The organism is Paraburkholderia sp. A1RI_3L, assembly GCF_048957895.1.
Classification (GTDB): domain Bacteria; phylum Pseudomonadota; class Gammaproteobacteria; order Burkholderiales; family Burkholderiaceae; genus Paraburkholderia; species Paraburkholderia kururiensis.
The window spans coordinates 30,847-56,700 of sequence record NZ_JARCHA010000012.1 but is presented as its reverse complement, the minus strand read 5'-3'; the positions used below and the strand labels follow the sequence as shown (position 1 = coordinate 56,700).

The window sequence follows — 25,854 nt, the reverse complement described above, 5'->3', positions numbered from 1 at the left end:
ATAAATTCCGTTGGGGGGCGGAGCCAGGAGGACGCGTGGGGCACTACCGTACGCGAATACCCCTTGCAGCTGTGGTAACCCCACGACATGGAAGGGGGCGAGGTCGCTCTGAACTTCCGTCGGGTTGTTGTTGGCAATCTCCGTGGCCGCGGATTGGCGATCAGAGACGACACGGCAAACTGGGCAAGCGGGGAATTCGCGCAAGCAAACCTCGGAGACGCTCGCCTGTCGCACCGGCTGGTAGCTCTGGCACGCCAGCTGGCGTGCGCACGATTGTATTCACATCTGCTTGAAAAGGCCCGCACAGGCACGACTGACCGGCAGAACGTCTGCGCTTCCGCGCAAATGGATGCGCTGGCGGCCAAGTAGATCGCGTTCGATATGGTCGATCGCCGCATAGGCGACTATCACGCCGCGATGCACCTGCGCGAAACGCTCTGTATCGAGCCGCTGCAGCATCTCCTTTAGGGGCGTGCGAATCACGTGCCGCTCGTTCGCGGTGACGACCTCGGTATATTTATCCGCGGCCTGAAAATACAGTACCTCGTCCACCGAGACGAGCCGGGTGGTGTCCCGAAAGCCCACGGTTATCCAGCGAATTGGCGCCGCATCTCGCTGCTCGCCCGCATTTGCCAATAGCCCAGTGTCGGTGGGAACTGGCCCACCGCGCTGCAGCTTTACGATACAGCGGAGAAGGCGATCGTCGGTCACCGGTTTCAGCAAATAGTCGATCGCCGACTGGTCGAACGCCTGAACTGCATACTCGTCGTAGGACGTCACAAAGACCACGTGCACGTGCGGTACGAGGCCAGCGATTTTAAGACCGTCGATACCAGGCATCCTGATGTCCAGGAACGCGAAATCGGGGCGCTTCGTGTTCAGTTCGGCGAGCGCGTCGACGCCGGTGCGTGGCATTCCGACGATCTCGAGCTCGGGCCAGAGCGCGCTGAGGCGTGCCGCAAGCTCTGCGGAGAGGTTGGGTTCGTCGTCGGCGATCAGGGCAGTCGGCATATCAGGCAATCGGAATCTGTAGGGTCGCGGTCACTCCCCGTAGGGCGTCGGCATTAGCGCCGACCGATACACGGCCGCGCTCGCCATAGAGACTTATCATCCGCGCACGGACGTTCGCGAGTCCCACGCCACCATGCAGTTTCGTGCCGCCGTTGCTGAGCCCCACACCGGTATCAGTGACGCTCAGGACGAGCAGGTCACCGTCGCGCGTGCCGCGGATGAGCACTTCGCCGCCGTCTACTGACGGCTCGATGCCGTGCAGCAGTGCGTTCTCGACGAGAGGCTGTAGCAGCAGCGGCGAGAGTGGCAATGCCCTGAGCACACCGGGGACGTCAATCGTATAGCGCAGGCGTTCCTCGCCGAGTCGGATCGTCGCGATCTTCAGGAGTGCTTCAACGAGCTCCAGCTCTTCGTCCAACGTGGCCGTGGCCTTGCGCGTGCGGCCGAGGCTCGCGCGCAAATAGTGATTCAGGCTGCCCAGCATCGTCGTGGCGCGGTTTGGATCACGCTCTATCAGGCTCTGCACGTTCGCGAGCGTGTTGAACAGGAAATGGGGCTCAATCTGGGCTTGAAGCAACGCTAGCCGCGCAGCCGTTTCGGCCTGGCGCGCCTCGGCGGCCTCGCGCCGCTGTGTCTCGAGCGAAGTGCGCATGCGCGCGGCTTGCGCAAACACCGACACGAACGCGCATGCCGCGCCCGCGACAATGAACGACGAGCCGTAGGCGAGCCAGATCTTCAGGCCGGCGTGTCCGATAAGATGTGGAACGTGCCCGACCGTGGATGCCGTGATCTCGAAACCAATGAATACACTCGCTGGCGCGACCATCAGAATCTTCGGCACCAGCGCCAGCTTGCCGCGTACGAGTCTGTCCGCGGCCACGCTGAGCAGCGACGCGCTGAACCCGATGCCATTCGCGACGACCAGATAGGGCAGTAACGTTTCATTGCGGCGTGTTGCCCAGAAGATCAGCCCGACCGCGGAGTTGAAACAGAACAGGGATAGCAGCGACCGCCCCCGATGCGCGGCGCTGGCGTGGGGCGCAGACGACAGAATGGCGAGCGGCTTGCTTGGCATGGCAGCGAGCGGGGGGCGGATTGCGGAGATGTTAGCGTAATTCAGGGCAGCGTCATCACCTTTGATCGGCTTCGCCGCTCCGCCACCCACCTCGGGTTCGTTGCACAGGTGCCTCGCCCGGACGTTAGTCGGACGCAAACGCGGTTCGTCGCCCATTTTCACCGTTCATCGCAAAGCGAAGCGCACGGCAGGCCTGATCGCTATAGTCGTCGGGCATAACCACTGCTCATGCCTCCAGGAACAGGTACCCCTATGCTCCATTTCCCGACTTACGTTTACGTGCTGTTCTGCTTGCTCGTTTATATCGGCGTGAAGCGCTGCTTCGTGCGCGAAGTCAGGCCGGTACGCCCGATTCTTTTTCCTGTGCTGTTTGTTGGTCTCGGCCTGTCGAGTCTTGGCCATCTGTTTCCATGGGCCGGTGCCGATGCCTACGCAGCGGCCCTCGTGATGCTTTTGATCGGCACGGCGGGCGGCTGGTTTCACGCCCGTCGCTGGCGCCTGCAATTCAGGACCGGGCCGGAGGGCATGCTCGTGCGTTTGCCAGGCGACGCAAGCCTGCTCGTCACGCTGCTCCTGACGTTTTTTGCCGAAACGTTCATTCATTACGCGATCGCCGCCTCCCGGCCATGGGCAGCCACCGGCACCTTCGTTGTCCTGTCGTTTGCCGTGTGGGGCGGGCTCGTCGGTATGCCGCTCGGACGTGCGATCAACGTGGTGATGCGTTGCATTCGCCACGCGAACGCAGCGTTGGAGGAAGACGATGGAGCCGCGCTCGAGTCGCGCTGAACGAGGCACGCTCGCGAGCGAGGGAATGCGCCGCGTTTCATCCGGATTCCGGCGATCCCAATGGTCGTACCGCCTGTTCCTGCATGTTTGCGACCCACGTATCGCAACGATGCGTTCCGTGCCCGACGCGTCGCCTCGGGCACTTGCCGCATGATGCGTGCGGGCGGCCACGCTGCCCCGCCTTCCCTCAAAAGAAGAAAGTTGCGATCGCCTGCACGATCTCGCTTTGCGCCTGCGCGCCGTAGACGCTGCGCGCCGAGCCGTGGTTGCTCTGCCATTGCAGGGCAAAGTCGGTACGTGGCCAGTGATAGCGCGCTTCGAGCCACGTGAAGTAACTGTGGTCGTCGAGGTTGTAGCGCGCCATCGCGGTCAGTGCCAGATGCTGGACGAAGACGTCGGGCATCGATGCATACACGAACAGCGAGCGCCGCGTCATCAGCTCCTGTGCAATGCTCGCCGCGTTGCGATAGCGCCAGTATCGCGACGTGTCGTCCTGCAACGCCCGCCACGCGGTGGCGCTCGCGCTGGCGCCGTCGTAGTCGTACTCGAGCGTCAACGACAGTTTGTTCGCGAAGGTGTGAGTAACCCCCGTCGCGAGCTTCGAGTTCCAGGACGATGTGGCCTGCGCGAGATCCGCGACCCCGCTGCCGCGGCCGATCGCGTATTCGAGGAATCCCACCGTCGCATCGTCGATCAGCGTGGTGACGTTCACGCCCAGTTGCGGGGCGATGCCTTCGCCGCCGTACAGCAGCCACTGCGGCGACAAGTTGCCGAACAGGCGTTGTGACCCGCTCAGCATGAAGCGGGTGCGCGCGTTCGTCGCGCCAAGATCGGGATCGAAGGTCGCGTCGCTCGGATGCGTGTTGAGCCGTGGCGATACCAGGGCGGTCATCGAGCCGCCGTTCCACAGCAGCTGCCCGCGCGCCATCACGCTGCCGAGGCGGTTCTCGCGCAGGCTTTCGGGGTCGATCGACACGACCGAGCGCAGCGCGCCGGCCTTGAAGAAGTCCGTGGGGTTGAAGCCCGACGCGACGCCTTCGCGCAGGTTCACGCGACCCACATCGACGATCGCGTTTGGGTCCGCCTGCCAGCTCACGTAGGCCTGCTTCAGCGTGTCGACCGCGTTGTACTGCGACGTGCCCGCGCGCCATCCCGCGTCCAGGCGATTCGAAATGATCGTCCGCCAGTTGCCGGCCGTGCCGTCGTACGAGAGCGTGTTCGACACGCGCGCGTTGTCGTTGAGCGTGACGGGCGCCGTCTGGTTCGCCGCCGTGTAGTTTGCGACGGCCGCTTCGAACGTGCCGCGCCAGTTGCTCGGCGTCACGGGCGCCGCTGTCGCCGTGTCGGCGAGCCGCAGAGCGTCGCCGTCCACGTCGTCGGCCGCGAGGGCGGGGTGCGCGGCGGCAAGGCCCGCCGCGCAGACCAGCGCTGTGACCCGTGATCGCGCCATCGTCTAGTTGGCCTTGAAGCGGGACAGATACGCGCGCTGCAGCCACGCGTCCGGAATGTCGCGCCACGCGTAGTCGGAATAGCGCATCACCGTGACCCAACCGGGATCGAGCCCGTCGATGATGACGGTTTCCGTCGGCCGCGCCGCACCCAGTTGATCCTGGTAGTGCCGGTAGTACGCGATTTTCAGCACGCTGCCGCTCGCCGCGAAGAAGCGCGCCTTGACCGGCCGTTTCGTGTCGCTCGCAATCCACAGGTCGATCGCGTGGTAGGTGACGTCCGGCGCGCGCGCGGTCAGGTGCAGCCGGTAGCAGTGCCGGGTCTGATGCTCGCCGTCCGCCACGTTTTCCTCGCCCGCGAGCGACGCATCGTAGTCGTTTGCCCAGTTGACCGTCACGACGTCGCCGTTCGCGGCCTGACCGAGCAGGCGCTGCTGCGGCGAGATCCGCACGCTGGCCTGGCTCGACGGATCATAGAACCATAGATCGTTGCCGTTCTTGAGCATCAGCTTGTTTGCGTCGCGGGCAGGGGCGACGAACTGCACCAGCGTGCGGAACTGGCTGGTCGCCGGGTCCGCCTTCGAGTAGATCTTCAACACCTCGGCGTCCGTCTGCTGTCCGTTGCGAAATTCGAGGAGGGTCGTGGTCAGGCCGAACGGCTTGTCGGGGTTGCGCACAGCGTCGCTTTGCGCGAGTAGCTGTTGCGCCGACGGGTCCGCCGCCGCGGTCGAGGTGGCGGCGATCGCGAGCAGCAGCGCGGCGATGCGCATGATCCGGATCGGGAATGTCATGTTGAAGGCTCCCGGTCAGGCGAAACGCAGCGCGGCGACGATCGGCAGACGGGCCGCACGGTGAGCGGGCAGCCAGGCCGACAGCGTCGCGACTACCGTCACGCCGAGCGCGTACCGCGCGATCATCCCGAACTCGCCCCACACGCGTACCGATAGCGCGACGGGATCGGTTTGTCCGGGCGGCGTCCAGTGCAGGCCGGCGTGGTTGATCACGGCACCAGCCGCGAGCGCGAGACCCGTGCCTGCAATCGCGCCGCACATGCCGAGCAGGCACCCTTCGCAGACGAACAGGCGGCGAATTCCGGCGCCGCGCAGTCCGAGTGCGCGCAGCGTGCCGATCTCGTGCGTGCGCTCCATCACGGCCATGTTCATGGTGTTGCCGACCGTGAACAGCACGATTGTGGCGATCAGCACCGCGATGAAACCGAAAATCGCGCCGAACATGCCGGTGACCTGGCCGTACTGCGGATTCAACGTCGCGAAGCCGAGCACCTCGAGCGGCTCGCCCGCAAGCCGGGTGCGCAGCAGCGCCTCGATGCGTGCTCGCGCGGCCGGTAGATCGGATGTGTGTTTCAGTTGCACGACAATGGAAGTCACCTTCGCGTTCGTACCGCTGCCGTAGACGAGTTGCTGTGCCTGCGGCAGATGCACCTGCACGAACATGTCGTCGATCTGCTTGACGCCTTGTTTCTGCGCCGCGATCACCGACAGTTCGGCGACGTTCGGTGCGCCGTACGCGTTCGACGTCAGCAGTTCGAGATGGGCGAGCCCGCTGCTGCGCGCGGGCTTTGCAGCGGTCTCGGCCCGTGAGAGCGACGCGATGTCGTCGGGCAGGTTCGTCGCGCCGGCCGGGGGGGACGTCACCGGATCGCGGCAATCAGGGACCCGCAGCGCGTCGCAAAGGCGCAGCACGCGCGCGACGCCCGTGCCGATCACCGCGGCATTCGGGGCGCTGCCCGTCAGTGCGAGGGGCGTCGCCCTGTCCGCGAAGCCGTAGTCGTTCCACTGTCGCATACGGTTCTGGTCGGCCACGACGATTCCGCTGCCCGAAACCGTGCGCGACACGCCCGCCGCGAAGTTGCCGGCGATGCCGTTGATCGTCAGCACCGGCGTCACGACTGTCACCTCGCGTGCCAGCTCGGTATCGTCGAGCACGGTGTCGATGATCTTGCGGTAGTCGGCGATACCGTATGAGACCGGGTCACCGCTGCCGTACAGGAAATAGTCGCGGTGCTGGATCTGCAGATGGCCGCCCTGGCGCACGTAGCTGGTCTGAAGTCCGTAATTGATGTCGCGCGCATAACCGCCGAACAGCAGGATGGCGGTAAGGCCGACGACCATCGCGAGCAGCGTGGTCGAGGAGCGGCGGCGATTGCGCAACAGGTTGCGCAAGGCGAGCACCCACAGGCTCATTGGCAGACCTCCTCGTGCGCGGCAGCGGAGCGGGTTTCGACGACGCGCCCGTCGCGAATCATCGCGACGTCGTCCGCGGCGGCGATCACCTGCGGGTCGTGCGAAGAAAATACGAACGATGTCGCGCGCTCGCGCTGCATCGTGCGCATCAGCGCGATGATGGTCGCGCCCGTCGCGGTGTCCAGGTTGGCGGTTGGCTCATCGGCCAGCACGAGCGCCGGCTCGGTGACGAGCGCGCGCGCGATTGCGACGCGCTGCTGCTGGCCACCCGACAACTGCCCGGGGCGACGATTCGCCTTGTCGGCCATGCCGACGGCATCGAGCAGCGCGAGCACCCGATCGCGTCGCCGCGCGCGAGCGACACCCAGCAGGGTCAACGGATATTCGACATTCTCGAACGCGCTGAACACGGGCAGCAGGTTGAACGACTGGAAAACGAACCCGACGTGGCGCGCGCGAAAATCCGCCAGCGCATTCTCGCGCATCGCGTCGATTCGCTGGCCCGCGACCGTGATGGCGCCGCGCGTCGGGCGATCGATACCGCCGAGCAGGTTGAGCAACGTCGTCTTGCCGCTGCCGGACGGGCCCGAGAGTACCGTGAAGCGGTTCGCGAGAATATCGAGCGACGCATCGTCGGCCGCCGCGACCGCGAGCGGGCCGGTTCCATAGGTTTTCGTGACATGACTCAAGCTGGCCGCTAACACTGACACCCCCCAAGGTATTCGATCGATGGCGCCACCTTAGCGGGAACCGCGCGCCCGTATTGCGCCGTGCGACGAACGGCGAAACGGGCGGACAAACGGCATTCCTCCTCGACGAACGGCAGGTGTCCGCGGGCGCTCCCGCGCCCGGTGCAGCGAGCCGGTCGCGACCCGCAGGCGACCACGAGCGCGTTGCATTCCATCGGCTCCATGCGCGGTTCGTCGCGCGTTTCTGCAATTGGTCGCATCACCGCTTCTTTCGATGACGAATCGATACACTCGCAGCCGAACAGCAGTTGATCCACGCGACCGCCAGCCGACGAGAGAGCGTCGGTGTGGCGGGGGACGCCGAAACACAGACATAACAAGGCATAACAATGACGCAGCTCAGGTTTGAGAGAAGGAGCGAGATGTCGCGGCCCGACTTTCTTGCTCTTTGTCGCGTGATCCGCGATCAGTCCGACCCCGCGCGCTTCGCGGGAGATGCCGATCCGCAGCGATATCGCGACTGGTCCCGCACGCGGCCCGCATTGCTCGTCATCGAGGCATTGCACCAGTTCGCAGTCAAGGCGGCGCGCGCGACACATGGACAGCCAGCGCTGATGGTGCCTGCGCAACTACGCGAGCTCACGCTAAACGGCGTCCGAGGTTACCCGCGGCTTGCTCTCGCGGGCACCGTTGCACGGTACGGCAACGGATACCGTGTCGAAGTGTCGGCGCGCGATGCCGATGCCTTCATGGATCCGGCCGTGGCGTCGGGCACCATCTTCGTCGCGTCGCTGCCGGATCCAGATCCGTGGCTGGTTGCCTCGAGAGAACGGCCATGATGCCCGCCATCGCCACGCCGGCAGCCACGATCGCCGGCGAACAGTTCGGCGTGATCGACGTGGCACCCACTGCACCGCTTTTCGACGAGCATTTCGAGCAGTTTCCGGTGCTGCCGGGTTCGTTCAGCCTGAGCCTCGTGATCGAGATGCTGTTCGACGCACTCGGCGGTGCCGCGAACCGGCCGGACCGAACACTCACGCTTCGCAAGGTCAGCTTCCTCTGTCCGGTGCGGCCAGGCGAGCGTCTGACCGCACGCCTGCGGCACTTGCAGCAGGAGGCGGAGCGAACCACGGCGCATGTCGAGCTGCGCAACGCGCACGATCAACGGGTAATGGAAGGCATCCTCAGCTGGGAGTGCGGCGCATGACGAAACTGGCCATTGTGACGGGCGGCACCCGCGGGATCGGACGCGCGATCGTCGACGCGCTGATTACCGATGGTCACACCGTCTACTTCACCTATCGAACGAATCGCGAGCAAGCCGAAGCACTGGAGCGGTCCTGCGCGGGCGCTGCGCGCGGCTTTCGCGTCGACGGCGGCGACTGGGAGGCCGTGCAGGCCTTCGCCGATCGCGTCAATGCCGAGTCCGAGGTCGACGTGCTCGTCAACAATGCGGGCATGAACGACGATGCGCTGCTGATCGGCAGCCCGTTCACCCGCTACTGGGAAGCGTTTCGGATCAATCTCGGCGCCACGATGGCGTTTTGCCATGCATTCGGCGAAGGCATGCAGGCGCGCCGGCGCGGAGCGATCGTCAACATCTCGTCGGTCGCCGCGCGCAAGCCGAAAGCCGGCAACGGCGCGTACGGCGCCTCGAAGGCGGCGATCGAGCGCTTCACGAAAACACTGGCGCTCGAGATGGCGCGCTTCGGCGTGCGGGTCAACGCGGTCGCGCCGGGGTTCGTGCGCTCCGACCTGTTCGAGCGCTTTCTCGCGTCGCAGGACGCGGCGGCGTTCTACCGCCAGATTCCGATGCGCAAGATCCTCGAGCCGCACCAGGTTGCCCGCACGGTTGTGCTGCTCGCCAACGGCTCGCTCGCAACGACGGGATGTGTCGTCGATCTCGGCAATGGCGAAAACATCAGTGGTTGACCCACTGAATAAAGGAGAGTGGACCATGAAGGAAGACATCAAAAACATCGTCGCGCAAATCCTCTATCTGAGCGGCCCCGAACAGGTGGCCGATTCCGCGTCGCTGTTCCGTGAGCTCAACATGAGTTCGATCGACTACGTCGACCTGTGCTACGAGCTCAAGGACAAGGTGGACAACCGCATCAGCCTCGAAAACCTGTGGCCGTTCAACCGGATGCTGCTGGATCCGCAATGCCACACCGGCACGGACTGGACCGACGCCGGCTGGAAACAGGTATGCGAGTTGATGAACTGGAACGACCGCGAGAAATGCAGCTTGCAGGATCTCTACGAGCACTTCTCGGTGAACTACATCGAGCAGCGCATCGCGCAGTTCAACTGATCCGGTCCGTCTCTTCACGCAGCCTTGCACGAACGCCCTGCTGCGCGGCGCGGCATCTCGCGCCGATGGGGTTTCGACTCACGTGAATGGGGATTTGCCATGTCGTACATCACTGGCCTCGGCATTGCCACAACCGCCTTTCCCGACATCGCGTCGTTGCGGGGCGTCGACTTTGCGGCGCGCGAGCCGCTCGCGCCGGCCGCGAAGCCCTGCGATTACGCGCGCATCAATCTGCCGTTTCCGCTCGTGCAGCGTATGGCGCGCGAGGATCGCTCCCTGCTGAATTCGAGTTCGCGACTTGCGCTGCAGGTCGCCGCAGAAGCGTTCGACTCGGCTTCGGCCGGCCGGCCCTATACGGTCGAGGAGCGCCAGCGCTTTGCGGTTTTCACGGGCGTGGAGGGCGAGGACGCGACCATGGCCGTGCTCACGCCGCTGCACGAGCGTTACGGCGTCGATAGCTGCGGCCACTTCGGCGAGGTGAAGGCGCATCTGAATCCGCTCGATATGCTGCGGTTGCTGACGACCAATGCGCTGTATCAGATCTCGAAACTGTTCGAGCTGCGCGGCGAAGGCTATCCGCTGCAACGGATGTCGCTGACGAGCCTGTGCGCACTCGAGGAAGCGCACCGCCAGATCGAGGGCGGCGTGATAGACCGCGCGGTCATCGCGGCTGTCGGCGACATGACATCGCCGGACAACGTCGCGGCGTTCGGGAAGATGGGCTTATTGCGCACGGTATCGCACCCGGTCGGCATCGTTCCCGCGTTCGGGGCCGTAGGCGCGGTCGTCGAACGCATGCCGCGTGAAGGGCGCGCGCCCTGCGCGCAGGTGCTCGACGCCCGTTCGCTGTACAAGCCCGATACGTCCGTGTCGAGCACCGACTGGTCGAGGCTGTTCGCCTGCTTTCCCGGCGAGAGCGCGCTTGGCGTGCTGCACGTCGTGCTGTACCAGAACGGGGAGCCGTCGCTGGGCAAGGCGGAGCGTAATGCCGTGCAGCTTGCATGGCCGAATGCCGTCGTGCATGCATACAAGCCGCATGTCGGCTATACCGGGCGCGCGAACAACCTGATCGATCTGGTCCTCGCCATCGCGGATCCGGCCATTCCAGTCGGCGCACCCGTGCTCATCAACGGCATCGGCGTGTCGTCGGGACTGGGCGCGATCCTGGTACGCAAGCTGGGCGGGGTGGAGCAATGAAACCGCAATCGGACGCAATCGTCATCAGTGCATTCGGCGCCGTTACACCGCTTGGCGGCAGCTACGAAGAACTTCATGTTGCATTGCGCGAAGGCCGCTCGGGCATTCGCAGGATCGAGAAATTCGATTGCTCGACCTATACGACCCAGCACGCGGGGGTTCCCGCCGAAGGCAACGAGCGCGTGCGCTGGCCTTCGGCGCGGCGGATTGGGACCGAGCAGCTATACGGCGATCTCGCCGCCGCGCGGCTGCTCGCGCAGGCGCCGTTCGTCGTGCGCGATTACACACCGGAGCGTATCGGCTGCCTCGTCGGCGTGGACGTGCCGGCCACCGACGTGCAGAGTGCGCTCGAGCTCGTCGACAAGGTCAATGGAGACAAATCGCGCGACGCGCTGATTCGCGTGCTCGTGTCGCACATGCGCATGAGCGAGTTCGTGAGCGGCGATGCGACCTCCGTATTCGGCGCGATTCATCGCCACATTCCCTTCAGCGGCTGCGCGCTCGCGCACGTGGGCCTGTGCTCCGCATCGCTGCAGGCAATCGGCATGGGCATGCTCGCGCTGCGACAGGGGCGTGTCGACGCCGCCATCGTCGGCGGTGTGTCCGGCAAGGTCAATCCGCTCAATCTCGCGCGGCTGGAATCCCTCGACGTGATCTCGACCGACCTGAACCTCGATCCACGGCACCGTTCGCGGCCGTTCGACGTGCGCCGCTCGGGCTTCGTGCTCGCGGAAGGCGCGGTGCTGTTCCTGCTCGAGCGCGAATCGGCCGTGCGCGCTCGTGGCGATACGCCGCTCGTGCGCATTGCCGGCTATGGGGCCAGCATGGCCGCCGAGCACATCGTCATCCCGCACCTGCAGTCGCTCGAAATGCGGCTGGCTATGCAGCGTGCGCTTGACGATGCGGGATGCGCGCCGGCCGATATCGACTACGTCAACGCGCACGGGACGTCGACGGTTCTCAACGACAAGCACGAATCGGAGGCGATCCGCGCGATCTTCCCGACGCAGCCCGGGATGCCGGTCACCGCCAACAAGTCGCAGCACGGTCACCTGATCGCGACAGCGGGCGCCATGGAAGTTCTCAATACGGCGATCGGGCTGCGAGAGCGCTTCATTCCGGCGACCATCAACCTCGACGAGCAGGCGCAGGAATGTCCCGTCAACGTGGTGCGCGCCGCGATGCCGAGCGATGCGCGGCGCGTGCTCAAGAATTCGTTCGGCATGGGCGGCCTCGCGGCCTCGCTCGTGCTGGAAGGAGCAGCCGCATGAAGTTCACGTCGCTGCTTGCCCGCGACGCGCGCTGGCAAATCGTGTTGCATGGGGCGCGCCTGACGGCGGAAGACTTGCGCACGCGGCTGAGGGCCGCGCGGCGCGCGCTCGGCAGGCTGGGGCCGCACCTGCTTGGGCGCGGCTGCCTGATCGCGGTCGGCTTCTCGGGGTTCGACTATTTCCTGTTCACGCTGCTCGCATCGACGCTCGGCTGCCGGATCGTCTTGTGCGACCCGAAGATGCTGTCCGCTGCGCTGCGCCAGTACCGGCTCGATGCGCTCGCGGTCGTCGCGACCCGGTCGATTGCGTGCGATGGGCTGCCGGTCGTCGTGCTCGACCCGGCAGTGGCCGACGCCGACGGGTCGGAGGCCGCCGCACGCGCGTGGTCCGAGGCCGACGCGCCGCGCGCGCAGATTGTCTTCATGACGTCGGGCACGACGAGCGCGCCGAAGCTGGTCGTCTACGACGAAGCGCAACTCGTCGAAAACGCGCGGGCAGTCGGCCGGTATCTGGGCGTGCAGCCCGGCGATGGCGTGCTGTGCATGTTCCCTACGCACTACATGTACGGTTTCTCGACAATGATGAACGGCCTGCTGGCCGGCGCGACCGTCTGGATGGAACGGGCTTCGTTGACCGCGCACGAGGTGCTCGGTTACCTGAGCAGCGGCCGGATCCGCTTCGTGCCGCTGATCCGCAGCATTGCCGAGCGCGTGTGCGACCTGGCCGAGGCGACGCCGGGCATGCGGTTCGACGGAATCGTCGTGCTCAATGCGTCCGACCGCATCTATGCGGCGCAGGTGCGCCGCCTGCTCGCGCTCGGCGCTTGCGTGTGGAACAACTTCGGCCAGACCGAATCCGGGCCGCGGATTTTCGCGCTGCCGCTCAAGCCGGACGACCTGCCGCGCGTCGATTCGTACTGCTTTGAAGGCGTCCTCGCACCGGGCCGCCCGATCGATCCGCGCATCGAGCTGTCCATCGTCGACGCGCAGGGCCGGCCGTGTGCACCCGGCGAACCCGGTCATCTGCTTTACCGCACGCCATATGCGATGCACGGCTATCTGCTGCCCGACGGCAGCCTCCGGCGGTTCACGACGCTGGAATCCGGCGACCTGATGTTCCGCCGCGACGACGGCGTCGTGTTCTGGGTCGGGCGTCGCGACGAGACGGTCAAGTGCAATGGCCGGCTGATCAACGTCAGCCTGCTGCACCAGCACTTCGATGCATTCGACGACATCGAGAAGAGCTATTTCCTTGCCGATCCGCAGACCGGCGCCTTGACGGTGTTCGTCGTGCCCGGCCCGACGCAGGCCGGTGCGGAGGTGGATTTCAAGGCACGCATTCTGAGCCGCTACCGCGCCGCGTTTCCGCTGTATCCGCGCATCGCGGACGTGCTGTTCGTTGACGACCTTCCGGTCACGAGCACCGGAAAGATTTCCTTGCGTCTCCTGCGCGAAAGCGCTTGACCACGGCCTCGACCTGGAGCCCACGATGTCCGAGCGCACGACCCGCTTCGATCCCTCCGCCGTGAGCGAGGCGCTTTCGTACGATGCCCGCTATGCGCATTTGCTGCCGGCTGGCGTGGCCAGCTATGCGGCCTTTCGCGCACTGGTCTCGATCGAGACGGCCGACGACCTGAGACGGCGTGTTCTGGACCGCCTCGATCGCAACACGCTCGCTGGGGCCACGTTCTATACCACGTCAGGCACGAGCGGCGAAGTCAAGCTGCTGCTCAACGCGCCTGCGCGCAATCGGCCCGACACGACCTATGGCCGGGCGCTCGCCAAGGCGCTCGCGGGGACGGCGATTGCGCCGACGGACCGGGTGGCGAACCTGTTTACCGCCGGCGGCTTTTCCACGCTGTACGACGGCGTGAACCGGCTGCTGGAAGCAATCGGCGCCAACGTACTCCCGATCGGCCGGCTGGATGCGTACGGCACCGATTTGCCCGCGATGCTGAATCTGATCGGACGCGCCCGTCCCAACGTCCTGTTCGGCACGCCGACCAGCGTGCTGCAATGCCTGCGGCTACTCGATGCGCACGGTGTCGGCCTCGACGTGACGAAGATTCTCTACACCGGCGAGGCGTTCTCCGAGCGCAAGCGCGCGATCGTGCGGCGGCGCTGGCGCGACGCCACCTTCTTCGGGCTGTACGGCGCCACCGAAACGGGGTTTCTCGCCTATCACATGCCGCAGTGCGCGCAAGGGCATTACCACGTGCTCGACGACTGGTTCTTCCTCGAGGAGGAAGACGGGCAACTCCTCGTGACGAGCCGCGCCAATCCGGGCCTCGCCATGCTGCGCTACCGGATCGGCGATCGCGTGCGCGTCGGGCCGTCGGTGCGCTGCGCGTGCGGCAAGGAGGGGTCGGTCGTCGTGCTGGACGGCCGCGCGGATCAGCGCTTCAAGTTCGCCGGCAACCTGGTCAGCACCGAGCTTCTTGCGCAGCGGCTGGTGGCGTGCGCCGGGCGGCCGCTCGATTGCCAGTTTCGGTTGGACGCCGACGCGCAAGGGCGCGATTGCCTGACGGTCGCGCTGGACCTGGACGACGACGAACTCGCGCCGCTCATGCCACGGCTTACCGACGCGCTACTCGAGATCGAAGAAGTGCGCGAGTGCATCGACAAGGGTGAGGGTCGCCTCGATGTGCTCGGTCGCGACGCATTGCGCTTCTCCGCACGCCAGAAGTTGCCGCGCCTGATCGACGAGAGGCACGCCCATGTCTGATGATCGAGCCACCGTCGTACCTGCCGCGACCGCCATGTCCGCCTCGCCGCCTGAGTCGACGGCGCACCGCATGCGGCAGTTCGTGACCGAGGTCCGCGGGACCTGGCTGATGCTCTATCCAATGGTGCTGTCGTCGATTTTCGGCTACTGCATGACGCTGTTCGACTATCGCTGGATCCGTGACCTGCCGGCCGAGGACATGGCGTTGCTCGCACTCGTCAACGGCAGCGTGGCGACTTTCCTGTTCCTGCTCGGCAAGAGCTTCGAGGAGTCGTTCGTCGCAGTGTTCGCCAAGGCGCCCCGCGAAGATCAGGGCGGGCTGTTCGTGCAGAGCCTGGTGTTCGCGGGCGCGATCGGCACAGCGGTCGTGCTGGTGCTGGTTGGCACGCGGGCGCCGTTGATGACGTTCATTTCCGGCGGCCACTTCCACGGCGAGCGTATGTTCAGCTATTACGCGCTTGTCATCGGCAGCTTTCCGCTCACGCTGCTCAGCACCGCGCTTTCCGCGGCGATGCGCACGTACGGCGACACCAGGTCGCCTGCACGCATCAGCATCGTATGCGGCGTGGTCAACAACATCCTTGATCCGCTGCTCGTGTTCGGGCTGTTCGGGCAGCATCCGTCGCTGCAGCTTTTCGGCCTCGCGCTGACCTCGTGGATCACCAAGAGCCTGTATCTCGGCTGGAGCGTACGGTGTATCCGCCAGCGGCTGCGCCGCGAGCAGGTTGCGCTGCCGCGTCCGAACGTGGAATGGGCGACGCAGCGACGGCTGCTACATATCTTCGTGCCGTCGGCCGCGCTGGAGACGCTGACCTTTCTCGCGAACACGGTCGTCTATTCGCTGATCGCCCGCTACGGCGTGAGCGCGATCGGCGGCTACGGTATCGGCTTCGAACTGATGACGATCGGATTCATCCTCATCAAGGGCTTGAGCATGGTGTTCATGATCCGGATCGGCCATCTTGTGCGCGGCAGGGCGTCATCCCGCGCGGCGCTGCAGTCTGTGATGCTGCTCGGCGTGCTATTCACGGCCGCCATCAGCGTCGCGTTCCTCCTGCTGCGCTCGCTTGCGCTGAGCTTTCTCGCGTCCGACGCCGGCGTGATCGCGGCGGCGACTGCGTTGCTCGACTACGTGCCGCTATTCGTCTTCAGCTATCTGCTGACGAACCTCGTGACGGGCTGCTTCCAGATCCTCGAACGCCCCGCGCGGGCGATGGCACTCGGACTGTTCTTTTCCTGGATCGTCACCCCGGGCGCCATCTACCTCGGTGTCACGCATCACCTTGTGCTCGCGCGGCTGTTCGCGCTGCTCGCGGGTGTGAGCGTCGTGCGCCAGGCCGTGTACCTGACGATTTTCCTGCGGCTCATGCGCAGGCTCGGCGCCGCGCCTGCCGTACCACGGGCCGGAGCGCGTCCCGTGACCGGATGATTCCGCGACCGCTGTACCCTTCGACCTCATGACTGGAGACCTGCATGCGTACCAACACCCCTGCCGAAGTCAACGCCGATACCTATGATCATTACGTCGACGCATTCACGCTCGAATGGAACCGCAATCTCGTGCAGCGAGTCGAGCACGAACTCGCGCTGCGGCGCATCGCGTCGGGTCGCTTGCTCGATGTCGGCACGGGTACCGCGCGTACTCTGATCGAGCTGGCCCACGTTCCGTCGCTCATGCCGCTGCATTTCGTCGGCGTCGATTACTACGACGACATGGTTCAGCGCGCGAAACAGAACGTGCGCTCGGAAGGGCTCGAAGGTCGCATTGAAATCCGCGCAGGCGATGTTCATGCGTTGCCGTTCGACGACGGGGCGTTCGTTGCGGTGATCGGCCGTTCGGTCGTGCATCACTGGGCCGATCCTGTCGGCGCGTATCGGGAAATCTTCCGCATGCTGGCGCCCGGCGGCTTCGCGCTGATTCACGAGCCGTGCAGCGATCCGGCTCCGGAGGCGCTCGCGTTCTTCAACGAGCGGCGTGCAGCCGCGGGCGTTCATCCGGTCCATCTCGACGGCAAGTTCACGGTCGCCGAGTCGCTCGAGCAGTTGCACGAAGCCGGAGTCGGCGAGCATGCCGTTGTATCGAAGGGATCGGGAATGCTCGCGATCGGCTTCGAGGTGCTGATCGCGAAACCGGCCCAGCAGTAAGTGGGGCATCGCCGATGCTGACCGATCACGATCTGTCGTCGCCGGACGTTGTCCGTCCGCGCGCCGCACGCGACGAAGGCGAAATCGATGCGGTTTCGATTTCGCCCGACCGGCTTACCGTGCGTGGCGTCGATCTGCTGCAACTGATCGATTCCGTCGATTTCGCTGCCGCGATCCTGCACGTGCTGACGGGCCAGATGCCGGACGCTGGCGATGTGGGCGCACTCGATCACGCGATGGCGGAGGCGCTCGCCGACGACGGACCGCCTGAGGACCGCCTGCTCTGTGCGCAATTGGCCCGCCGCCAGCATCGGCCCGAGGCGTTCCTGATCGCCGCGATCTCGGCTGGGTTGGTTGCCGGGCCGCCGGCGTGGCCCGTCGCGTTGTCGTGCAGCGGGCAGGGTGACGAGGTGGCGAGCGGCTTGGGCATCGTCGCCCGGTTGCCGCGATTGCTGGCGGTGTGGAGCGACGCGCACGGCGCGGAGCGGGAACGGCCGCGGCCAACGGATGCCGCGCGCGGTTTCAGCGCGGCGGTGCTGGACTGCCTGGGCGGCGACGCATCGCGCGACGCGCGGGCCCGCCTGTTCGACGTCCTGCTGGTATCGCTGCACGGCGGCTTTGGCCTCGTCGCGCCGACCATCGCGCTGCCGCGTTTCTCGGCGAGCACTTACGCCAGCATCGACCTCAACCTGGTCGCGGGACTGACGGGCAGCGGCTCGGCGCACGTGGGCGCCTGCAGCGACGCGACGCGTTTTTTCGCGAGCCTTGTCGGGAGATCAACTGAGGAGATTCGCGATCGGGTCGCGCAGCGCGTGCAGGCGGGCGACCGGATTCCTGGTTTCGGTCATCCGCTGCTCGAGCGTGATCCACGGCCGGCCGCACTCGAACGTCATGCGGTGCGGCTTGGTGCCGACGGCGCGGCATTCGATGCGTACCGGGCTGTATGCGGTGCGATGCAAGACATGCGTGGCTTGCCGCCGAACATCGATTCGGCTGCCGCGGCGATCCTGCTGGAACTGGGTGTGCCCGCTGTGTTAGCTACGCCGGTGTTCTTGCTTGCGCGGATGCCGACCATGCTCGCGCACGCGTTGCAAAAAAAGGCACACCCGCCGTTCGGCCAGACCCGCCCAGTAGCGCGTGAACGCCTTGCCGCACTGCCGAAGGCCTGGATCTGACGCCGGTTCGCCGGCGCCCCTCAACCCGAGATTGGACCGACACCGACATGCTGACCAACCTGCCGCTTGCGCCGCATCGTGCGGCCACCGATACCCAGCATCGCATCGATTTCGTGAAGACCCAGATCCATCGCTGGATCGACGAGATGTTCGTATCGCCCGACCGGCACGATCTGCGCGCCTGTTTTGCGAAGACGCTGCTGATCCGCAACTACCTGCTTTCCCCGGTGCTCGATGCCTACGAGACCGAGTGTTTCCTGCGCGACGCCACGGTGCGTCAGTACATGGAGCGCTTTCAGGCGCTGTCGCTCGACAACGAGGTTCGTTTCGAGCGGCAAATGAGCGATGTGCTGCGCGCCGGGCCGTCTAGTGAAGGGCTGCTCCTGATCATCAAGGAGTATTACGCGGAGATTTACCGACTGCTCGCGCGAACCGAGATATTCCTGTCGAACATGTCTGCTGAGTCGACGGTGGCGATGGTCGGCTCCGGCGGGATGCCGCTGTCGCTGCTGTTCATGCAGTCGTTCAGCGGAGCCCGCATCGTCGGGCTGGATCTCAGCGAGGAATCGCTCAGGACGGGCGAGCGGTTCGTCGATTACCTGTGCGCATCGAACCCCACACGCTATCGCCGTGCCTCCATCGAGATGGTCCACGCGGATGGCGCGGCGTACGACTACGGCGCATGCGACATCATCATCCTGTCGATTCACATCGAGAATAAGATGGAGATCGTCGAACGGATCATCGAGACGGCGCCGCGCGACCGCCGCGTAATTGTGGTCGAGCGGCAGGTGCAGGGGCTGGGCCAGTATTTCTATCCGAACTACGGGTTTGATCCGGCCGGCCTGCCGCTGGTGAAACTGGCCGCGATGTGCTCGTCGCTGCTGGTGAGTACGGCCTATCAGCTCGACTGGTAGGAGGGTGCGATGACAACTGGCGAGATTCGGTCGGGCGGAATCGGCCTGTTTCATGCGTGGGAGCAGCAGGTACTCCGGCTTTACATGGACGCCTTTACGACGGGCCCATACGCCGGTCACTACCTTGACGAGGCGGCCGAACGTGGCTGGATCTACGGGCTGTTCACCGGACACGCCGCGCGCTGCCACCTGTGGGTGGCTAACGAAGCATTGGCCGGTTTCCTGCTATCCGCTGATTGGGGCTATGACCACAAATTGCCGGTATCGCTGCGTGCGGCCCTCGGCGACGGGCCGGTGATGTCGATCGCCGAACTGGCGGTCGCGCCGCACTGGCGGTCACGCGGGGGCGGCGAAGCGCTGGTGCGGTGCTGCGTCGACGAGGCGGCGCCCCGTTACCGCGACATCATCGTGCGCAGCAACGGCAACGCGCTCGTCGCGCACCGGCTCTATCAGAAGCTCGGGTTCGAACCGTTCGGTGCGGTGCGGGTTCCGAACGAGATGGTCGGTGACGGGCGGCGCAATATCGAGTGGGTTGACAAGCAGTATTTCCGGTACCGCGTGTAGCGGGTGACCCGAAGGGGGCTGCGGTTGAAGGTTGGTCCACGCTCTGGTTCTGACCATTCAGGCTGTTGAAATGCACGATCTCAACGTCCTCCCGAAACCGCGCGATGCGATCCGCAGAACCCCGCAGCCATTGCCGTGGCACAACGATACGGTCGAACGTTGGCCGGCCGCTGTACACGGAAGACGGCGTTTGCTCTGGCGAGCTCAGCGGCGCAGGGCAGTCCGGTCACAAACTACGGGTGCGCGTGAATAAGCGGAAGGCGGAACGACCGGCCCCGTAGCGGCATGCGTTCGTGGGCAGTTGAAGTGCTGCAGGTTCGCACAACCGACGAACGTGTGGAACGGTACGCATCAGGATCGCTGGATGGCAGGACGGTGGTCCCGGGATCGCGAAAAAATCTAATCGTTGGGCGGATGAAAGACGCTATCTGGCCATCAACGTGCGCTCCATCGCGCCTTGTCAATCGTATGCGATGTCGGTGAAGTTGATGTATTGCAGCCTGCGCATCGCATGATCAGACCTGGCTGGCGGTGCGGGGGAGTTGCTGCACGTTCAGCGCTTCCGGCGCGGCGGCTGCCGCGTTCTCGATCACAAGCTCCCGTGCGACGCGCTTGAGCTGGCCGTCGATCGATGCACGTTCTCCCAGGCGGATAGTCCCGCAGTAGAAGATGTTGCCCTTCACGCGTCCGTTGATTTCCAGTGAGCCGCGCGCGTGCACGTCGCCCTCTACCGTTCCGTCCACGCGCACGTGCTCTCCCTCGATCTGGCCTTTCACGAGTCCACCGGCGCCGATGTGCAGCAGCCCGTCGTTTGTGATCACGTTACCGTCCACGAGGCCGAACAGGCTCAGACCGTGATCGAGAATCAGGTTCCCCTCGATGGCCGAACCGGACGCGAGGAGCGTGACATTGAGTGTGTTCTGTGGCTTCACGATGCCCATTCCTTCAGAAGAGTTGAACGTCGCTGCTTCGCGGTGCGGGTGCCGGGGCGGCTTTCTGCCCGTCGGCCGTCGCGGGCGATACGTCCTTCGGTGCGCTGGGATGAAGGCGCGCCAGGTGGCGGACAGGCCGGCCTGGTCTGGACACAGACCCGGCCGTCGCCGACGCGGCGCTCGCGGCCGTGGCCGGTGCGGCCTGTGCCGCGCCGGTGGCCACGCCCGGTGCTGATGCGCTGATGGTGGTGCGCTGGCGGATCGGGGGTGCGATCGCCTTTTGTTCCTCTGGCACCGTGGGGATCGGGGTGATTACGGGTTCGGCGACACTCGTACTTACATGGCCGTGTAGCAGGGCGGATGGATCGACGGCGGCAAGTCCGGGCGTACCGCGGGTCGCGCTGTCGAGACTCTGCGAGGTGAGGGGCTGCGCTGGGACGGGCGGGGCAGACGGAGCCGCTGGGCCTCCGGATTGGACGGAGGCAGGCCTCGCGGCGGATGCGGCCGGGTGGGCACGCTCCGTACTATGGATCAATGGCCACAGGCGCGCGGCACCCATGCCGAACGCTCCGCACACAACGGTGCCGCCAATCACCATCAGCGTGATACGCCCAATTTTCCAGCGCGCATTCCACGCACGCCTTTGCAGCGACACGCGGCCTGCCGTCTGGTGAGACAGCATGAGCGGCACGGGAATCGCACGGATCTGGTGCTCGAGGTCGATGACGACGGGTTCGCGGGCATAGCGCGCATGCAGCGCCTGGATCTCGCGAAGATCAATATCCATGGGTTCTCTCTCCTTCACGGTGTACGGTCGAGCGTAGTCACCCGGCGGCGCAGTCACGCCGGGGGCAAACGATGGGAGACTCAGGGTTCGCGGCGCGTGCCGTCGGGTTCGTACTGGTCGTTGTCCGGAATGCACAGCTGGACGATGCGGTTGAGCTTCTTCTCGGCGTTCGCCAGCATCGCAGTGCACCGCTCTTCGCTCAGCACCTGGGCTGCACGCGCGGAAAACGCTCGCGCAAAGAGACGCTCGTACTGGGTGAGACATCGCACGAGCCGCCCGGTGAGCGGACGCTTGACCTCAAGGTCGATCGTTTCGAACGGACGGGGCAGGGCGCGTGCACCTAGCTGCTCGATCCACGCATCGGCCTTGGTGAACCATTCGCTGGTCTCACGCATTGCCTGGTCGAGAGCGCGCAGTTTGCCGTCGCGCGCGACTGAAATCTTCGTGGCGCAGAAGTTGTAGTCCGAGCGGATGAAGGTGCGCACGAACTGCGAGCTGTAGTTCAGGCGCGTCATCTGCGCCGCGTCGGGGATGATCTTCGCGTAGCGCGTGTCGCTCGTCAGCCGCTCGATGGGCTTGAGGCCCGTGCCAGACGGAACGAGCGTGAGCGTGGTGGGGGCTTCAGGCACCCCGCCTGGCGCCACGTTACCGGACGGGTCATCCGGCTGCGGCGCAGTTTCTGGAACGGCGGCCATAGGAATTTTCGGGTGTGGTCTCTCTCACTTCCCATTCTGTTCGCGTTTTGCCAGGCGCTTCCGGGCAAAAGCTACCCAAAATCGCGCACCATTTCCCAGGTACACAGGTAGGTTTTTGGAGATACTGGCTCTACTTCCTGCGTCTCCTGACGCATCGACCTCGACTCCGTAGCCCGGAGTCCGTCCCATGCCTCAAGTCGTGCCCCCTGGGCATGCTCCGACCGGTTGGCTACCGGTGTGGAATCTTTCTTGTGCTGGGCAGCTCGCCACCTGCTCCCCCTTCCGTCAGTCGTAATACTCGTCGCCGGCCGCATGTCTTTGCGCCGCGACATCGTTCGAACCCGGAGATTCGGGTGTCTCTCTCCAGACCCACCCGGGCAGAGCGATCGAAGTGGACTGACCCGTGATCCTGCGGCGAAAACACGGTTTTCGGAAATGGGCTGTCTGCGCGACGTGATCATGTCGCGCCGGGAACGACCTTACGTTCCCCGCTGAGAGCCTCACGGCTCCCTGTGCACCACGTCCCCGAAAGGGACGTGGTGCATGGGTCATCTTCAACCGAATCCACAACGCGTTCCTCATGACCGGGGAGCGCGTTTTTTTTCGTCCTGCGTTTTTTCATTCCCTGTCTGGAGGTGCTTCCATGCTTCTTCCCAATGGCCTTGACCAGCGTATCGCCGAGACGATCAGCAAGACGATCGATCGCGAGCGCGAACAAGCCGACACCGCATCGTCCGCCTGGCGCGAACGCTGCGAGGTCGCACGCATCGCAATGCTTGCCGACGGCGAGCGCCGCGTTGTCCTTTCCCATATCGCCAGCCGTCGTGGAGAGTCGGCGGCATCGAGCCTGGAGCAGTCATCCAGCGAGATGCGCACCTCGGCGATCTTCTTTCTTGCGAGGAAACCATCATGAACGCTGTCGTCGCCCTGGGTGCGGCGCCTGTGCGCAGCATCGTCGAGGAGCGTGTACCGCGCGCCCCCGTCATCGGACGGATCCGTCCCGGCATCAAGGTTCTGACGTCCGCCGCAAGGCAGAACGAAGAGGCCGTCAGGCTGTACGAACAGCTCGTCGCCGACGGCGAATCGTTCGAGCGGATCGGCGAGGAGATCGAACGCCGTTGCCGTTTGAAGAACCCGCTTGCACCGCGCAACGTGCCGTACTTCACCTGCCGCCGCTCTGATTTCAACAATCCGGACATTGCCGACGAGATCCTGCGTCTATATGGCGAGGATCGCGGCGATGGCGTGAAGCTCTACCGCTTCCCCGTCACGTTCGCCTTCAACGACTGGATGGCCAACATCCCGAACGAGATGGCGACGTGGGGCACCAACGGACGCAGGTTCTTCTCGGAGTACGGCGTCGACGGCACGCGCTTCTGCAGGCTGTACGCAAAGCCGGAGCGCGACCCGCGGGCGCAGCGCTCGCAGCGCAACTTCGGGCCGCGCACAACGGTGCTCCGGCAGGACGATGCGATTCCCGATGGTGTGTGCAACCCGCAGCAGTGCCCGCAGTACCAGGCACGGCAATGCAACCTCTCGGCGCGTTTCGTCTTCGCGGTTCCCGAGATCAAGGGGCTGGGGCTCATCGAGCTTCCCACCAACTCGATCTACGTGCTGCAGAAAGCGTACTCGGCCATGCAGACCGTGGCGCTCGCGCGCGGCCGTCTCACTGGCACGCGGTTCTTCATCTCGAAGCGCGAATTTGAGATCACGCGTATCAACGAGCAGGGCGAGGCAGTCCGTCAGGCACAGATGCTCACTGTGCTCGATGCTGATATCGACATCAGCGCCCTGCTGGACGGGGCCGAGGATCAATCGCCAGCGCTTGCCGCAGCAACGCATGCAGCGCAACTACTCGAAGGATCGGGAGATCTCGCCTCGGGGACGGTGCATCCGCTGCGCTCGACCACAACCGGCCAGACGTTGGAGGAGGTACCGGGGAGCGAGCCGCAGACCGGCAATACGTTGCTGAACGCGGCGAACGCCGATCTTTGCGAACCCGGACAATCCGCGCCTGAAACGATTGGGGAGAAGCGTGATCGCATGGCTGACCTGCTGGCCCGCCTCGGGCTGAACGCAGAGCATCGCCAGCGCGCATTCCGCATCTACGCTCACGCGCAGTACGGAAACGGATGGTCGAAGCGCGGGGCCGACGTGGACGCCATGAACCAGCGTCTGGTCGCGGCCCTCGCCGATCGCGCCGCGCTCGACACGGAAATCGAGGCCGCGGTACGGGCCGCCGGGCTCAGCTGACCCTTGCCGACCCCTCATGGGGGTCGGCGCTCCTTTCTCTTTCAGACCGCGACGCGAGAGTGTTTCAGCAAGCAGGGTTGCCTTGCTCGAACGCTTTCGAACGTGCGACAGCGCATCGAAACCGCCCGCCTTGTGCGGCCATCTCTTGTTTGCCCGGCTGGCGCTATTCGCCCCGTGTCCCCTTTGCTATTGCCGCCTCGCGCGGTGTCCTCTCAATCGTGGCTGCCATCGGGTAGCCATCTTTCGTTTACGGAGGTGCATCTTGAAGATCGCACAGTTTTCTGACCTGCATTACTCACCCGAACGGCTGGGCGAAGCCGACCGTTGCTTCGGCTTCGCCGTGCAGGATGCGATCACGCGCGGTGCGCGCATTGCAGTGGTCTCGGGCGACTCGACCGACCACCGGCTCGATGCACATTCGCCCGCGCTCTGCGCACTCGCCAGGCGGATCCATCGCCTGGCGGCCGCCATGCCGGTCATCATGCTGCAGGGCACGTTCTCGCACGAGCCGCCGGGCACCCTCGATATCTTCGGGCTCATGGGATCGACTTTCGAGGTGTTCGTCGCCAGCCGCATCCAGCAGGTTGCGCTGATCGACGGTCGGTTTCATGCCTCGACCGGCCCCCTGTTCGACGAGAATGAGCTCGCCTCTGTCATCGCGAAGCGGCCCGAAGCGGTATTCACCTGTCTGCCGACCGTGAACAAGGGGCAGTTAGCAGCGAGCGTTGGCGCGCTCGCGGCAGCGACCGATCTGGGCGACGTGCTCGCGACGTATCTGGCGGCTTCGGGCCGGAACAATTCGCAACTGCGCGAGGCCGGAATCCCGACCGTGGGCATTTCACACGGCACGGTGGTCGGCTGCGAGACGGAGCACGGTGTCACGATGGCGGGATTCGATCACGAGTTCTCGCTCTCGGCGCTGTTCGATGCGCAGTGCTCTGCGTTCATGCTCGGGCATATCCACAAGTCGCAGTCGTGGGAGCAGGGCGGCCGCCGCATTGCCTATCCGGGTTCGATCGGCCGCTTCCACTATGGCGAGCAGGACGAGAAAGGATACCTGCTATGGGAAGTGAAGACCGACTCGGCTTCGGCCGGACTCGTGCCCACGCCGTCGCGACGGATGGTCTGCATCGACTTTGACGGTCCTCCGGACATGGAGCGGCTTGCCAGGCTGGCCGCCGAATCTGGCGATGCGTTCGTGCGTGTTCGCTGGGAGGTTGACGAAGAGCACCGGCAGTCGGTGGATCGGGCTGCCATCGAGGCGATGTTCGCGAACTCCCCCGGCCTGAAGATCGAGCCTCGCATTCTTCCGGTGGTGCGCAGCCGTGCCCAGGGCATCAGTCTGGAAACGTCCGTTGATGCAAAGCTCGCGCGCTGGTGCGAACTGACGGGCGTTTCCGCGTCGCCGGTGCTCGAACGGCTGCAGCTGCTTCAGAGCGGAGACGCCGCCGCAATCGCCGAGGCGGTACTTGCCCGCATCGATCAGGTGCCGTCGGGTTCGCCGCTCTCGCTCGTCGCGCGTGCGGCACCGGACGTCAACGCGGCCGCCGCGACGACAGGCACGTATCCCGATGAGCCGGACTGGCTCGAAGGCGATCTCTTCGCGGCCTGATTCATGGCCGTCACAGGCGCGGGCGGGGCCAGTATGGCCCGCCCGTGCTCTGGAC

The 25,854-nt window shown here is 65.2% G+C and carries 27 protein-coding genes; 18 read left to right on the top strand and 9 right to left on the bottom strand.

Annotated features, from left to right (window positions below; translation table 11 throughout):
• Positions 1-87 precede the first annotated feature (87 nt).
• Complete coding sequence (locus tag PXJ20_RS26620) at positions 88-369, top strand: transposase DNA-binding-containing protein (RefSeq protein WP_421032740.1); 282 nt, start codon at positions 88-90, stop codon at positions 367-369.
• Here the strand turns inward: PXJ20_RS26620 and PXJ20_RS26615 are convergent.
• Complete coding sequence (locus PXJ20_RS26615) at positions 280-1,011, bottom strand: LytR/AlgR family response regulator transcription factor (protein ID WP_421032739.1); 732 nt, start codon at positions 1,009-1,011, stop codon at positions 280-282. The two genes, PXJ20_RS26620 and PXJ20_RS26615, sit on opposite strands and share 90 nt — an antisense overlap.
• A gap of 1 nt (position 1,012) precedes the next feature.
• The gene (locus tag PXJ20_RS26610) at positions 1,013-2,086 is read right to left on the bottom strand and encodes a sensor histidine kinase (protein WP_421032961.1); all 1,074 of its coding nucleotides are present in this window, start codon (positions 2,084-2,086) and stop codon (positions 1,013-1,015) included.
• Positions 2,087-2,338: 252 nt separating this feature from the next.
• Between PXJ20_RS26610 and PXJ20_RS26605 the strand changes: the two genes are divergently transcribed.
• Positions 2,339-2,872, top strand: a complete 534-nt coding sequence (locus tag PXJ20_RS26605) for a hypothetical protein (RefSeq protein ID WP_421032738.1) — start codon at positions 2,339-2,341, stop codon at positions 2,870-2,872.
• Positions 2,873-3,059: 187 nt separating this feature from the next.
• On the opposite strand, the gene PXJ20_RS26600 is transcribed toward PXJ20_RS26605, so the two are convergent.
• From PXJ20_RS26600 to PXJ20_RS26585, 4 genes are read right to left on the bottom strand one after another with little or no spacing between them, the layout of a single operon-like run.
• Positions 3,060-4,322 carry a hypothetical protein gene (locus PXJ20_RS26600; protein WP_421032737.1) on the bottom strand — a complete coding sequence of 421 codons (1,263 nt, stop codon included), beginning with the start codon at positions 4,320-4,322 and terminating at the stop codon, positions 3,060-3,062.
• A 3-nt stretch (positions 4,323-4,325) separates the two neighbouring features.
• Positions 4,326-5,111 (bottom strand): outer membrane lipoprotein-sorting protein, encoded by a 786-nt coding sequence (locus tag PXJ20_RS26595; protein WP_421032736.1) that lies wholly within the window; start codon positions 5,109-5,111, stop codon positions 4,326-4,328.
• Positions 5,112-5,126: 15 nt separating this feature from the next.
• On the bottom strand, positions 5,127-6,524 hold the full coding sequence (locus PXJ20_RS26590; protein WP_042303830.1) for an ABC transporter permease: 1,398 nt from the start codon (positions 6,522-6,524) through the stop codon (positions 5,127-5,129).
• Positions 6,521-7,228 carry an ABC transporter ATP-binding protein gene (locus PXJ20_RS26585; protein ID WP_421032960.1) on the bottom strand — a complete coding sequence of 236 codons (708 nt, stop codon included), beginning with the start codon at positions 7,226-7,228 and terminating at the stop codon, positions 6,521-6,523. The genes PXJ20_RS26590 and PXJ20_RS26585 overlap by 4 nt, the downstream gene beginning before the upstream one ends.
• 374 nt (positions 7,229-7,602) lie before the next feature.
• Between PXJ20_RS26585 and PXJ20_RS26580 the strand changes: the two genes are divergently transcribed.
• The 13 genes from PXJ20_RS26580 (at position 7,603) to PXJ20_RS26520 (ending at position 19,520) form a co-directional block, all read left to right on the top strand.
• Positions 7,603-8,052, top strand: coding sequence for a hypothetical protein (locus tag PXJ20_RS26580; protein ID WP_421032735.1), 450 nt, complete (start codon positions 7,603-7,605; stop codon positions 8,050-8,052).
• Positions 8,049-8,420 carry a hotdog fold domain-containing protein gene (locus PXJ20_RS26575; protein ID WP_042303833.1) on the top strand — a complete coding sequence of 124 codons (372 nt, stop codon included), beginning with the start codon at positions 8,049-8,051 and terminating at the stop codon, positions 8,418-8,420. The genes PXJ20_RS26580 and PXJ20_RS26575 overlap by 4 nt, the downstream gene beginning before the upstream one ends.
• The gene (locus PXJ20_RS26570) at positions 8,417-9,145 is read left to right on the top strand and encodes an SDR family NAD(P)-dependent oxidoreductase (RefSeq protein WP_421032734.1); all 729 of its coding nucleotides are present in this window, start codon (positions 8,417-8,419) and stop codon (positions 9,143-9,145) included. Before PXJ20_RS26575 ends, PXJ20_RS26570 begins: the two co-directional genes overlap by 4 nt.
• Positions 9,146-9,170: 25 nt before the next feature.
• A complete protein-coding gene (locus PXJ20_RS26565) occupies positions 9,171-9,527 on the top strand; it encodes an acyl carrier protein (RefSeq protein WP_042303835.1) in 357 nt (118 codons plus the stop codon).
• A 99-nt stretch (positions 9,528-9,626) separates the two neighbouring features.
• Positions 9,627-10,724, top strand: a complete 1,098-nt coding sequence (locus tag PXJ20_RS26560) for a beta-ketoacyl synthase N-terminal-like domain-containing protein (protein WP_421032733.1) — start codon at positions 9,627-9,629, stop codon at positions 10,722-10,724.
• A complete protein-coding gene (locus PXJ20_RS26555) occupies positions 10,721-11,995 on the top strand; it encodes a beta-ketoacyl-[acyl-carrier-protein] synthase family protein (protein WP_421032732.1) in 1,275 nt (424 codons plus the stop codon). Before PXJ20_RS26560 ends, PXJ20_RS26555 begins: the two co-directional genes overlap by 4 nt.
• On the top strand, positions 11,992-13,458 hold the full coding sequence (locus PXJ20_RS26550) for a class I adenylate-forming enzyme family protein (protein WP_421032731.1): 1,467 nt from the start codon (positions 11,992-11,994) through the stop codon (positions 13,456-13,458). Before PXJ20_RS26555 ends, PXJ20_RS26550 begins: the two co-directional genes overlap by 4 nt.
• Before the next feature lie 25 nt (positions 13,459-13,483).
• Positions 13,484-14,719: a hypothetical protein gene (locus tag PXJ20_RS26545; protein ID WP_421032730.1), complete on the top strand. Its 1,236-nt coding sequence runs from the start codon at positions 13,484-13,486 to the stop codon at positions 14,717-14,719.
• Positions 14,712-16,148: an MATE family efflux transporter gene (locus PXJ20_RS26540; RefSeq protein WP_421032729.1), complete on the top strand. Its 1,437-nt coding sequence runs from the start codon at positions 14,712-14,714 to the stop codon at positions 16,146-16,148. Before PXJ20_RS26545 ends, PXJ20_RS26540 begins: the two co-directional genes overlap by 8 nt.
• A gap of 44 nt (positions 16,149-16,192) precedes the next feature.
• Entirely contained in the window at positions 16,193-16,864 is a 672-nt protein-coding gene (locus PXJ20_RS26535; protein ID WP_421032728.1) for a class I SAM-dependent methyltransferase, read from the top strand.
• A gap of 14 nt (positions 16,865-16,878) precedes the next feature.
• The gene (locus PXJ20_RS26530) at positions 16,879-18,039 is read left to right on the top strand and encodes a citrate/2-methylcitrate synthase (RefSeq protein ID WP_421032727.1); all 1,161 of its coding nucleotides are present in this window, start codon (positions 16,879-16,881) and stop codon (positions 18,037-18,039) included.
• A 113-nt stretch (positions 18,040-18,152) separates the two neighbouring features.
• A complete protein-coding gene (locus PXJ20_RS26525; protein ID WP_421032726.1) occupies positions 18,153-18,956 on the top strand; it encodes an SAM-dependent methyltransferase in 804 nt (267 codons plus the stop codon).
• A gap of 9 nt (positions 18,957-18,965) precedes the next feature.
• Positions 18,966-19,520, top strand: coding sequence for a GNAT family N-acetyltransferase (locus tag PXJ20_RS26520; protein ID WP_421032725.1), 555 nt, complete (start codon positions 18,966-18,968; stop codon positions 19,518-19,520).
• 515 nt (positions 19,521-20,035) lie between these two features.
• On the opposite strand, the gene PXJ20_RS26515 is transcribed toward PXJ20_RS26520, so the two are convergent.
• The 3 genes from PXJ20_RS26515 to PXJ20_RS26505 all read right to left on the bottom strand — a co-directional run bounded on the left by PXJ20_RS26515 (position 20,036) and on the right by PXJ20_RS26505 (position 21,934).
• Positions 20,036-20,452 carry a bactofilin family protein gene (locus tag PXJ20_RS26515; protein ID WP_421032724.1) on the bottom strand — a complete coding sequence of 139 codons (417 nt, stop codon included), beginning with the start codon at positions 20,450-20,452 and terminating at the stop codon, positions 20,036-20,038.
• Between the two features lie 13 nt (positions 20,453-20,465).
• A complete protein-coding gene (locus PXJ20_RS26510; protein ID WP_421032723.1) occupies positions 20,466-21,239 on the bottom strand; it encodes a hypothetical protein in 774 nt (257 codons plus the stop codon).
• Positions 21,240-21,319: 80 nt separating this feature from the next.
• Positions 21,320-21,934, bottom strand: a complete 615-nt coding sequence (locus tag PXJ20_RS26505; RefSeq protein WP_421032722.1) for a DUF1845 domain-containing protein — start codon at positions 21,932-21,934, stop codon at positions 21,320-21,322.
• 643 nt (positions 21,935-22,577) lie between these two features.
• On the opposite strand from PXJ20_RS26505, the gene PXJ20_RS26500 reads away from it, so the two are divergent.
• From PXJ20_RS26500 to PXJ20_RS26490, 3 genes are all read left to right on the top strand, one after another.
• The gene (locus PXJ20_RS26500; RefSeq protein WP_421032721.1) at positions 22,578-22,847 is read left to right on the top strand and encodes a DUF7696 family protein; all 270 of its coding nucleotides are present in this window, start codon (positions 22,578-22,580) and stop codon (positions 22,845-22,847) included.
• Positions 22,844-24,187 (top strand): hypothetical protein, encoded by a 1,344-nt coding sequence (locus PXJ20_RS26495; protein WP_421032720.1) that lies wholly within the window; start codon positions 22,844-22,846, stop codon positions 24,185-24,187. The genes PXJ20_RS26500 and PXJ20_RS26495 overlap by 4 nt, the downstream gene beginning before the upstream one ends.
• 262 nt (positions 24,188-24,449) lie before the next feature.
• The gene (locus PXJ20_RS26490) at positions 24,450-25,799 is read left to right on the top strand and encodes a metallophosphoesterase family protein (RefSeq protein ID WP_421032719.1); all 1,350 of its coding nucleotides are present in this window, start codon (positions 24,450-24,452) and stop codon (positions 25,797-25,799) included.
• Positions 25,800-25,854 lie beyond the last annotated feature (55 nt).